This is a genomic window from Solidesulfovibrio carbinoliphilus subsp. oakridgensis, from assembly GCF_000177215.2.
Lineage (GTDB): Bacteria > Desulfobacterota > Desulfovibrionia > Desulfovibrionales > Desulfovibrionaceae > Solidesulfovibrio > Solidesulfovibrio carbinoliphilus.
This window is the reverse complement of record NZ_CM001368.1, coordinates 2,123,838-2,134,399: the sequence shown is the minus strand read 5'-3', so window position 1 is coordinate 2,134,399 and position 10,562 is coordinate 2,123,838. Positions and strand designations below refer to the sequence as shown.

Below are 10,562 nucleotides of genomic sequence, written 5' to 3'. Positions count from 1 at the left end.
TCAGGCCTTTTTCACTTCTTCCCACAGGGCGTTTTTGGCGGCCATGTCCAGGCTGTCGAGGTCGAGGCCCCGGTCCGTGGCCAAGCGGTCCATGGCCTTGTAGCGGGTAAGGAACTTGTTGTTGGCCGCGTCCAGGCAGGCGTTGGCCTTGAGCCCCAGCCGGCGGCCGTACTCGGTGAGGGTGAAGAGGTAGTCGCCGAATTCCTCGGCCATGGCCGCTTGGTCGCCGGCGGTCACGGCCGCCTCGAATTCGGCCCGCTCGGCGGCAAGGCTCTCGCGCATGGCCGCGTCGGTCTCCCAGGTGAAGCCGGCCCGGGCGGCCTTGGAGTGGATGCGGTAGGCTTTCAAAAGCGGCGGCAGGCCCTTGGGCAGGGTATCGAACAGCCCCTGCTTGCCGTCGCCTTTTTCAGACCGCTTGATCCGCTCCCAGTTGCGCAGGAGCTCCTCGCGGTTTTCGCACTTGAGGTCGGCAAAGACGTGGGGGTGGCGGCGGACCATCTTGGCGGCCGCCACTTCCAGGGCGTCGGCCAGGGAGAACGCGCCGCGCTTCTCGGACAGGGTGGCCACGAAAAGGAGCAGGAACATGACGTCGCCAAGCTCCTCGGCCGTGCCCGGCACGTCCTCGCAGCGGATGCAGTCCACCAGCTCGAAGGCCTCCTCGATCACGTAATCGCACAGCGTCTGCGGGGTTTGCGTCTTGTCCCAGGGGCAGCCGTCCGGGCCGAGCAGGGCGTCGAGCACGCCTTGGAGCCGGGCCAGGGCCTCGGCGGGGGATTGTTCGTTCATGGTCCTTCCGTAGGGCGTGCCGTCTGCCGGCCGGTCAGGGCGCGGGGGCGGCGGCCTCGGCCTCCTTTTTGGGGGCCGGTTTCTTGGCGGTCTGATCCTTGCGGGGATCGGCGTGGCCGGGTTCGGCCTTTTTCTTGTCGCCGCCGGCCTTGGCCGGTTCGGCCGGCTTCTTTTCCGGCTCGGCCTTGGCGGGTTCGGGCTGTTTTTTCTCGTGCCCGGCCTTGGCCGGCTCGGCCGGTTTCTTCTCAGGTTCGGCTTTGGCCGGTTCGGCCGGCTTTTTCTCTGTCGCGGCCTTGACTGCCTCGACCGCGTCCTTTTTCCCGAATTTCCGCAGCTTCTCGTTGATGTCCGGCGGGATGTAGCGGACGAGCCTGGCGCTCACCTTCTCGAGGACCGGCACCAGGAGCGAGCCTTTGAGGAAGTCGGGGTTGGGCGAGGCCAGATGGATCAGAAACAGGAACACGGCCGTCAGGATCACGCCCTTGGCCAGGCCGAAGAAGCCGCCGAAAAACCGGTCCGCCCACTGGGTCATGGTCACCTTGACCATGCCGGAGACGGCCAGGGCCAGGAACCAGACCGCGATCAGGGCCACGGTGAAAATGAGGAGGTAGGCGGCCGTGCCGGCGTAGTTGCCGGAGATGTAGCCGGTCAGGTGGGGGGCCAGTTCCTTGTGGTAGGTCCCGGCGCAGTAGAAGCCGGTGATGATGGCGGCCAGCGACCCCACTTCCTTGACCAGGCCGCGCATGTAGCCGCGGAAGCTGAAAAAGAGCCAGATGATGGCAAGGGACAGGTCGGCTATGTTGAGCGTCGGCATGGAGATCCGGGGTTGCGGTTGCCGCGGGGCGTGGCGCAGGTGTGTCCATAGCAAATACCCCTTTAAAAACCAAGCCAGGGCCGACCGGGCCCGGGACCGGGCCTTGTCCGGGGCCGGGGAAGGCGATAGGACGGGGAAAAATCGCAAGGACGGGTGGATGGAAAAGCTCTTGCTCCCGACGGACATCAATGGCTTCCTGGCCGGCCGGGTGCTCGGCCAGGCCGACCTTTTGCGCCGCATCAGCGTGTCGCTTTACAAGCACATAAACGGCCTGCCCGCCCCCAACGTGCTTCTGGTCGGCAACTCCGGCACGGGCAAGACCACCCTCATGCAGGCCATCGCAGCCTTCTACGACGCCTATGACGCCCTGGCCCGGTTCCGGGTCATGGTCATCGTAAACGCCAACACCCTGTCGGCCGAGATCGAGGGCGAGGACCGGACCACCCGGCTTTTCCGCAAGCTCGAGGCCCGGGCCAAGGTGCTCTTCGGGGCCGACCTCACGGCCGGCCAGCTTGCGGACTACCTGGAAAACGCCACGGTGTGCGTGGACGAGGTGGACAAGATCTCGGGGCGGATTTCCGGCAAGGCCAATGTCGAGGGCATCACCACCCAGTACGCCCTTCTGACCCTTCTCGAGGGCGAGCGGTTCCTGTACCGGGCCACGGTATTGGAGGACGGCCGGGAGGTGGAGGCCGACCTGGCCCTGGATACGGGCCGGCTCCTTTTCATCTGTGGCGGGGCCTTCGAGGAGCTCTACGACCAGGTCTACGCCTGCCTGGTCAACCGGCGCGACGAACGCCGGCTGCGGGAGGTCTCGGAGGTGGACCGAAAGCCCGACGGCTCGGTGTCGGTGCGCACGGTCACCCGGTTCAAGCTGCGCGACTACCTGCGCCTGGCCGACCTTTTCGCCTACGGCATGATGCCGCAGTTCGTCTCGCGCTTCGGCTCCATCGCCATGCTCGACGACCTGGGCAAGGACGAACTGCGCCAGATCCTCATCCATTCGGCCCAGTCGCCCCTGCGCCTGTGCCTGGAATACTTCCGCCACATGGGCATCCGGCTCCTGGTCACCGAGGGGGCCGTGGCCGCCGTTGCCGAGGCGGCCGCCAAGAACAGCCGCATCGGGGCCCGGGCCCTGCGCGAGATATTTAACGGCCTGATCGCGGCCCACGAGTTCGACCCCACCCACTCGCCCCAGTACGCGGCCACGGACAAGGGCCCGACCCTGACCATCGACCAGGAGGCAGTGGCCCAGTACCTGTGCCGGATGGACTAGGGCGGCCACGGCCCCGCCGGCCGTGCCCGGGAGGCACCAGCCGGCCGTGGCCGGAAACTAACCGTCGACCGTGGCCCGGTCGGTCGGGACCGCCGGCCGGGCCGTGACCATCAAATCCTCGCCCACCCGCTCGGTGGCCACGAACCGGAACGGCGCGGCCCCGGCCATGCGCGGCACGGCCAGCCCGGAAAATCCGGCCACGGCCTTGTCGTCGCCAAGGACCTTGGGGGCGTAAAAGACCGTCAGCTCGTCCAGGAGTCCCTGGGCGAGGAGCGTGGCCGCCAGTCCGCCCCCGCCTTCGCACAAGACGGTGTAGACGTTGGCCTCGGTCCGCAACCGGACAAGGCCGGGGAGGAGATCGAGGCCGCCGTCCGCCTTTTCGGGCAGGCCGAAGACCCTAACGCCAAGGGCCGTCAGCTTCGCCGCGGCCGGACCGGCGGCCGCGGCCTTGCCCGTGAAAATGACGAGCTGCTCCGGCCGGTCCCGGACCAGGGCCAGGGGTCCGTCCGGCGCGGGCAGGCGCCTGGTGACGGCCACGGCCAGGGGCTGGGGATTTCTGGCCAGGGGGCCGCCGTCCAGGCGGTGGGTCAGGCGCGGGTTGTCGGCGGCAAGGGTCCCGCCGCCGACCAGGACGGCCTGGCAGGCCGCCCGCATGGCGTGGACCCGGGCCCGGGAGGCCTCGCCGCTGACCCAGCCGGAATCGCCGGTCCGGCTGGCGATGCGCCCGTCCAGGGTCATGGCCAGCTTGACCGTCACAAAGGGCCGGCCAAGGGTCTTCCAGACCACGAAATCGGCAATGGCGTCCCGGCACTCCAGGGCCAGGACCCCGACCGTCACATCCACGCCGCCCTGGCGCAACAGCTCGGCCCCGCCGCCGGCCACGGGATTGGGGTCCAGGCAGCCGACGACCACCCGGCCCACCCGGGCGTCCAGGAGCGTGCGCGAGCAGGGCGGGGTCTTGCCGAAGTGGTTGCACGGCTCAAGCGTCACGTACATGGTGGCCCCGGCCGGATCGACGCCCTTTTTCTCGGCGTCGTGCAGGCATTCCACCTCGGCGTGGGGCCCGCCAAAGACCTTGTGCCAGCCCTCGGCCACGATGGCGCCGTCCCGGACCAGCACCGCGCCGACCCGGGGATTGGGCGTGACAAACCCCCGCCCCCGCTCGGCCAGGACCAGGGCCCGGGCCATGAAATCCGCATCAGACGCCATAGTCGCCCTCCAGGGCCTCGAAGCCGATGCCCGCCTCGGCGATCATTTTGGCCGACAGGGCGTCGGGATAGCCCTGGCTGAAATAGATGTGCCTGGCTTGGCAGTTGATCAGCATCTTGGTGCAGATCAGGCACGGCTGGGTGGTGCAGTAGATGTCTGCGCCGGCGATGGGCACGCCGTGGAGCGCGCACTGGATGATGACGTTTTGCTCGGCGTGGAGCCCCCGGCACAGCTCGTGGCGCTCGCCCGAGGGAATGCCCATCTCCTCGCGCAGGCAGCCGATGTCCAGGCAGTGGGCCGTGCCGGTGGGGGAGCCGTTGTAGCCGGTGGCCAGGATGCGGCGGTCCTTGACGGCCACGGCCCCGACCTTGCGGCGCAGGCAGGTGCTGCGCTCGGCCACCAGGTAGGCGATGCGCATGAAATATTCGGGCCAAGGAAGGCGCTTGTCCATGGTATGCTGCTCCATCCCCAAAAAATTCCCCAAGGGGCGTGACGTACGCGGGGAGAGTGGACCAAGGGACGGGGAAGCGTCAAGGCGCGCGGACGCGTACAAAAATGAAGGGAGACGGCCCTTCCTGCGGCGTGTCCGGACACGGCTCCGCCTGTTTGATCGAAAGGATCGTCAAGAGGGGAGGCGTGTTATGGGGCCAATAAGAATCAAGCCGCGCAGTCGGACGAATGTTTCATTCATAAATTGAAATGCTGGCGTTCCCCGGATAGAACCGTTGAAAATAGAGCAGTGCGTTCCCTCTTCCCAGCGAGGTCCGTTATGATTTTTATGAGGCCCACCCGATGCGCCGTTTCGCTGCTCATGGTCCTTGTTTTCGCCTCCCTCTGGAGCTGCCGCCCACCGGAACCGGAAGCCGGAAAACTCTTGCCCCTCACCCTCACGCTAACATCGACGCCCTATTCGGGACTGATCGCCATTGCCAAGGCCAAGGGATTTTTCAAAGAACAGGGCCTTCATGTGCAGCTTGTCGAGTGCCCTTCAGGCAAAGCGGGGGTGGAAGCCCTGATCCAAGGCAAGGTTGACGTTGCGGCCGCTGCGGACTTCGTTTTTTCCGATAAGATCCGGGTCGATCCCGCACTGCGTCTTTTCGCCAGCATAGGCCTGTCCCGAGGGGACCAGGTCGTGGCTCGAAAAGACCGCGGCATCGGCAGGCCCAAGGACCTGGAAGGAAAATCGGTCGGCGTGACAAAGGGCACATCAGCGGATTACAATCTGGAAATCTTCCTTCTGCTGCACAAGGTTGACCCGGCCACGGTACGGGTTGTGGATCTTCCTCCCGTACAGTTGGTCCAGGCGCTCCAGGAAGGGGAAATCGATGCCGCCGCGACTTGGGATCGTCTCGCCTATGAAGCCAAGAAAATTCTGAAAGAGAACTTCTTTTGTTGGGATTTACAAAATACCATCGCCTATCAGTGGGTATTGATCAGTCGCGAGGGGTTTGGAGATAAGGACGGCCGGGTGCGACGTCTGCTCCGGGCCCTGCTGCAGGCCGAGACCTACATCCTTCTTCATAAGGAAGAGGCGTTCAAGATCATTCAGGCCACATGGGACTTTGATCAAGAGTATTTTTCAGATTCATGGGAAAAAACACGATTGACCGTTTCCCTGAACCAGGGGCTGATCACGTCCCTGGAGAACCAGGTCCGGTGGAGGAAACTCAAGGAGCCGACAGGAAAGGATATTCCAGATATCCTGGACTACATTTCCTTGACCCCCCTGCTTGAAGAAGATCCGAAAGCCGTGACCATACTCAGGTAACTACGATGCGCATACGCTCCACCATGTGGGTCTCCTTTTTCGCTTCCTTAAGCGTCTCGGTCCTCATTGTCGGATTGTTGTTCTTTGTTTTCCAGAAGATCGACCAGGATATCAAGCGGGATCGGCAATATAACGATGCGATCAACGTGGCCCTTCATCTCAACAACCTTCTCCTCCAGTTGCTGCACGAAGAAAATCCGCGCGTCCTGCGACAAGTTCGGGATGTCAGAGCCTCCTTGACAAAGGCTTTGGGACGTTTCGCTTCGGCCGATGCCAGGGAAGAAGAGTTCCTTCAAAACATCCTCAGCAACAACCATGAGCTTGGCTCGATCCTGCGGCAGTTTGTCGAGGAACAAGCCGGGCCCGGTGAGGCGTCGTATGCTCGCCGTGAAACCATCCTCGCCTCGCAATTGATGATCAAGGTAGGTTACATCACGGACGACATCGGCCGGCTCCTCGAAGTCAGCCGGGACAGAGTAGCCTCCAGCAAGCAAAACGCGGTCTTTCTCTTCGTCCTCTTCATTGCCGTCCTGCTTGTGACCAACGGCATCATTTTCTATGTCTCCAACTCTTCCCTCCTGGAAAAGGTGTCGACGCTGCAGGAAGGGACCAAGCGCATCGCCCGGGGGGACCTCGGCTATCGGGTGCCGGACCTCGGCAACAACGAGTTTTCCCAGATGGCCCGGTGTTTCAATGACATGGCCGGCCGGCTCGAGGCGTCGCGCTTCGAGCTGCTGCGCAAATCCGACGAGCTCAAGCGGGCCAACGCGGCGTTGGAGGACCGGGTGGCCCAGCGGACCCTGGCCCTGGAGCAGGAGATCGCCACCCGCAAGGTGACGGAAGAGAGAGCCCGGCAGGCCAACCGGGCCAAAAGCGAGTTTTTGGCCAACATGTCCCACGAGATCCGCACCCCGTTAAACGGCATCATGGGCATGGTCCATCTGGCCCGGATGCAGTCCCTGGACCGGACGACCCTCTCCTATCTGGAGTTGGCGGACGCCTCGGCCCAGCACCTGCTCGGCATCGTCAACGACGTGCTGGATATTGCGAAGATGGAGGCCGGCAAGATCCGGCTGGCCCGGCAGGCGTTCGACCTGCGCCGGGAGTTCGAGGCCACCCTGACGCCGCTTCGGATCGCGGCCCAGGGGAAAGGCGTGGTCCTCGACCACGCCGTGGCCCCGGACGTTGCGGACCATGTGGTCGGAGATGTCGGGCGGCTGCGGCAGGTGCTGACCAATCTGGTCGGCAATGCGGTCAAGTTCACGGGCCAGGGGCGCATCGACGTCCGGGTGGACCGGGAGGGCGCGGCCGACGAGGCGGGCGGCCAACGGCTTCGCGTCACGATCCGGGACACCGGCATCGGGGTTCCGGCCGACCGGCTGGAGCGTATTTTCGAGAGCTTCGAGCAGGCCCACACCTCCGCCCATGCCCTGTACGGCGGCACGGGCCTCGGGCTTTCCATCGCCAAGCGACTGGTGGAACTCATGGGCGGGGACATCCGGGCCGAGAGCCGGGAAGGGGAGGGGAGCACGTTCGCGTTCACGATCCGACTGGAGGTGGTCGCGCCGGCCCCGCAGGAGCCGGGAAGCGCCGCCGCCACGGCCGGCCGGCCGCTTCGCATCCTGGTGGCCGAGGACAACCCGGTCAACCGGCTCTACATCCAGGAGCTGCTGCGCCAGCTCGGCCACCAAGTCCTCCTGGCCGGAACCGGCCGGGAAGCCTTGGAGACGTTGGCCCAAGGCGGCTTCGACCTGGTGCTCATGGACATCCGCATGCCGGAGATGGGCGGCGACGAGGCCACCCGGATCATCCGCACAAGCCCGCCGGACGGCGTGCCCCGGGAGGTCCCCATCGTCGCCCTGACCGCCTACGCCCTCAAGGACGAAATCGACCGCTTCATGCAAAGCGGCTTCAACGCCTACCTGACCAAGCCGGTGGAACTGGAATCGCTCAAGCGGATGCTGTCGACGTTCTGAACCGGGGCAAGGGAGGGGTGGGTTTTTCCTCTCGGACGACCGAAGTCCCGAGATGCGACAGGGGCCGGACCGACATGGCGTCGATCCGGCCCCTGTTTTTCATCCAGCGCTCCGGGGGGATGATCCCGCCGGCCGCCGGAGGCGTCTTCCTGCTACCAGGCAAAAAGCGGGAACTGTCGGGAGAAGACCTGCACGTCCTTGCGGATGGCGTCGAGCGTGGTGTCGTTGTCCTTGGCCGCGATGGCCGCGTCGATCCAGGAGACGATACGCTCGATGTCGGCCTCGACCATGCCGCGGGTGGTGAGGGCCGCCGTGCCGATGCGCACGCCCGAGGTGACGAACGGAGAGCGGGTCTCGAAGGGCACGGTGTTCTTGTTGACCGTGATGCCGGCCTTGTCCAGGGCCAGCTCGGCGTCCTTGCCGGTCACGTCCTTGTTCGTCAGATCGACCAGCACGAGGTGGTTGTCCGTGCCGCCGGAGACCAGGTCGTAGCCGGAAGCAAGGAGGCCCTTGGCCAGGACCTGGCAGTTTTTGACCACCTGTCCCTGGTAGGTCTTGAAGGCGGGCCGGAGCGCCTCGCCGAAGGCCACGGCCTTGGCCGCGATCACGTGCATGAGCGGGCCGCCCTGGATGCCGGGGAAGATCTGGGAATTGAGCGTCTTGCCGAACTCCTCGGACGAGAGGATCAGGCCGCCCCGCGGACCGCGCAGGGTCTTGTGCGTGGTCGAGGTGGTGAAATGGGCGTGCGGAATGGGCGAGGGGTGGTGGCCGGTGGCGACCAGCCCGGCGATGTGGGCCATGTCGACCACGAGCTTGGCCCCGACCGCGTCGGCAATGGCCCGGAACCGGGCGAAGTCGATCAGGCGCGGGTAGGCGCTGGCCCCGGCCATGATGACGGCCGGGTTGTGTTCCTTGGCCAGGCGTTCCACCTCGTCGTAGTCGATGGTGCCGGTCTCTTTGCGGACGTGGTAGAAGACGATGTTAAAGAGCTTGCCCGAGAAGTTGACCGGCGAGCCGTGGGTGAGATGGCCGCCGTGGGAGAGGTCCATGCCGAGCAGGGTGTCGCCGGGCTTCATGGCCGCGAAATAGACGGCCATGTTGGCCTGGGAGCCGGAATGGGGCTGGACGTTGGCGTAGGTGGCGCCAAAGAGCTCCTTCACCCGGTCGCGGGCCAGATCCTCGGCGATGTCCACGTATTCGCAGCCGCCGTAGTAGCGCTTGCCGGGGTAGCCTTCGGCGTACTTGTGGGTCAGCACGCTGCCCTGGGCCTGGCGCACGGCCACGGACACGAAGTTCTCCGAGGCGATCATTTCGAGCTTGCCGGTCTGGCGTTCGATTTCCAGGCAGACGGCCCGCCCGACTTCCGGATCGGCGATAAGCAGTTCTTCCATGGAGCGTCCCCCTAAAGCGTTCGGGGGGAGACTCGAAGCCCGAGCATCCCCCCGTTTATGATTGCGTTTTCGGGCCGCGCGGCCCCGGCCGGGCCTACTCGACGAAGGCCTTGTACAACATGCAGGCGTTGGTGCCGCCAAAGCCGAAGGAGTTGCAAAGGACGTTGGCCACCGGCGCCTTCCGGGCCGTATTCGGGACATAGTCCAGGTCGCAGGCCGGGTCGGGCACGTCCAGGTTGATGGTGGGCGGGATGACGCCCTCCACGATGGTCTTGACGCTCATGACCGACTCGATGCCGCCGGCCGCGCCGAGGCAGTGGCCGATCATGGACTTGTTCGCGGTCACGGGCACGTTTCTCGCGTGGTCGCCAAAGACGGTCTTGATGGCCGTGGTCTCGCAGGCGTCGCCGAGGCCGGTGGAGGTGGCGTGGGCGTTGATGTGGGCCACGTCCGAGGGGGCCATGCCGGCCTCGCGGATGGCGGCCCGCATGGCCAGCGCCATGCCTTCGCCGTCCTCGGGCGGGGCGGTCATGTGGAAGGCGTCGCCCGAGGCGCCAAATCCGGCCACTTCGGCCAGGATGCGCGCGCCGCGCGCCTTGGCGTGCTCCAGGGATTCGAGCAAGAGCAGGCCGCAACCCTCGCCGATGACGAACCCGTCGCGGCCGGCGTCAAAGGGGCGCGAGGCCCTGGCCGGATCGTCGTTTCGGGTGGAGAGGGCCTTGAGGGCGTTGAACCCGCCGACGGCCAGCGGCGTGATGGTCGATTCCACGCCGCCGCAGATGGCGGCCGACACCCGGCCGAGCTTGATGTCGGAATAGGCGTAGCCGATGCCGTGCATGCCCGAGGCGCAGGCCGAGGTGGTGCACAGGTTCGGGCCCTTGGCGCCGGTGGCGATGGACACCTGGCCGGCGGCCATGTTGGCGATCATGGTCGGGATGAAAAAGGGCGACACCCGCGAGGGGCCCTGGGCCAGGAGCTTGGTGTGGGTGGCCTCCAGGGTCTCGATGCCGCCCATGCCGCAGCCGATGATGACCGCGACTTCGGCCGCTTCCTCGGGGTCGATCTTGTAGCCCGCGTCCTCCATGAGCATCATGGCGGCGGACAGGGCGTAGATGGTGAAGCGATCCAGGCGTTTGGCCAGCTTGGCCGCGATGTAGGGCTTCTCGTCGAAGTCCTTGACCTCGCAGGCGAAACGCGTGTCGTAGGCCGAGGCGTCGAACCTGGTGGTGGGGGCCGCGCCAGAGACGCCGGCCACAAGGTTCTTCCAGCTGGCGGCCAGATCGTTGCCGATGGGGGTGATGGCCGAAAGGCCTGTGACGACTACCCGGTGTAAGGTCATGGT

The 10,562-nt window shown here is 65.6% G+C and carries 10 protein-coding genes; 3 read left to right on the top strand and 7 right to left on the bottom strand.

Going from position 1 to position 10,562, the window contains the following annotated elements:
- Both mazG and DFW101_RS09285 read right to left on the bottom strand, forming a co-directional pair.
- The gene (gene mazG, locus DFW101_RS09290; protein WP_009181252.1) at nt 1-786 is read right to left on the bottom strand and encodes a nucleoside triphosphate pyrophosphohydrolase; all 786 of its coding nucleotides are present in this window, start codon (nt 784-786) and stop codon (nt 1-3) included.
- 34 nt (nt 787-820) lie between these two features.
- Entirely contained in the window at nt 821-1,600 is a 780-nt protein-coding gene (locus tag DFW101_RS09285; RefSeq protein ID WP_009181251.1) for a CvpA family protein, read from the bottom strand.
- Between the two features lie 157 nt (nt 1,601-1,757).
- Between DFW101_RS09285 and DFW101_RS09280 the strand changes: the two genes are divergently transcribed.
- Entirely contained in the window at nt 1,758-2,876 is a 1,119-nt protein-coding gene (locus DFW101_RS09280) for an AAA family ATPase (protein ID WP_043642812.1), read from the top strand.
- 57 nt (nt 2,877-2,933) lie between these two features.
- Here DFW101_RS09280 and ribD read toward each other — a convergent pair whose 3' ends face one another.
- Complete coding sequence (gene ribD / locus DFW101_RS09275; RefSeq protein ID WP_009181249.1) at nt 2,934-4,085, bottom strand: bifunctional diaminohydroxyphosphoribosylaminopyrimidine deaminase/5-amino-6-(5-phosphoribosylamino)uracil reductase RibD; 1,152 nt, start codon at nt 4,083-4,085, stop codon at nt 2,934-2,936.
- A complete protein-coding gene (locus DFW101_RS09270; protein WP_009181248.1) occupies nt 4,075-4,536 on the bottom strand; it encodes a deoxycytidylate deaminase in 462 nt (153 codons plus the stop codon). Before DFW101_RS09270 ends, ribD begins: the two co-directional genes overlap by 11 nt.
- A gap of 423 nt (nt 4,537-4,959) precedes the next feature.
- Here DFW101_RS09270 and DFW101_RS09265 point away from each other — a divergent pair, with 423 nt between their 5' ends.
- Nucleotides 4,960-5,853: an ABC transporter substrate-binding protein gene (locus tag DFW101_RS09265; protein WP_157137631.1), complete on the top strand. Its 894-nt coding sequence runs from the start codon at nt 4,960-4,962 to the stop codon at nt 5,851-5,853.
- A gap of 47 nt (nt 5,854-5,900) precedes the next feature.
- On the opposite strand, the gene DFW101_RS19960 is transcribed toward DFW101_RS09265, so the two are convergent.
- Nucleotides 5,901-6,209, bottom strand: coding sequence for a hypothetical protein (locus DFW101_RS19960; protein WP_232285946.1), 309 nt, complete (start codon nt 6,207-6,209; stop codon nt 5,901-5,903).
- A gap of 57 nt (nt 6,210-6,266) precedes the next feature.
- Here DFW101_RS19960 and DFW101_RS09260 point away from each other — a divergent pair, with 57 nt between their 5' ends.
- Nucleotides 6,267-7,829, top strand: coding sequence for an ATP-binding protein (locus DFW101_RS09260; protein WP_232285942.1), 1,563 nt, complete (start codon nt 6,267-6,269; stop codon nt 7,827-7,829).
- A 152-nt stretch (nt 7,830-7,981) separates the two neighbouring features.
- On the opposite strand, the gene glyA is transcribed toward DFW101_RS09260, so the two are convergent.
- Both glyA and fabF read right to left on the bottom strand, forming a co-directional pair.
- The gene (gene glyA, locus DFW101_RS09255) at nt 7,982-9,220 is read right to left on the bottom strand and encodes a serine hydroxymethyltransferase (protein WP_009181245.1); all 1,239 of its coding nucleotides are present in this window, start codon (nt 9,218-9,220) and stop codon (nt 7,982-7,984) included.
- A gap of 94 nt (nt 9,221-9,314) precedes the next feature.
- Nucleotides 9,315-10,559, bottom strand: a complete 1,245-nt coding sequence (gene fabF, locus DFW101_RS09250; RefSeq protein WP_009181244.1) for a beta-ketoacyl-ACP synthase II — start codon at nt 10,557-10,559, stop codon at nt 9,315-9,317.
- Nucleotides 10,560-10,562 lie beyond the last annotated feature (3 nt).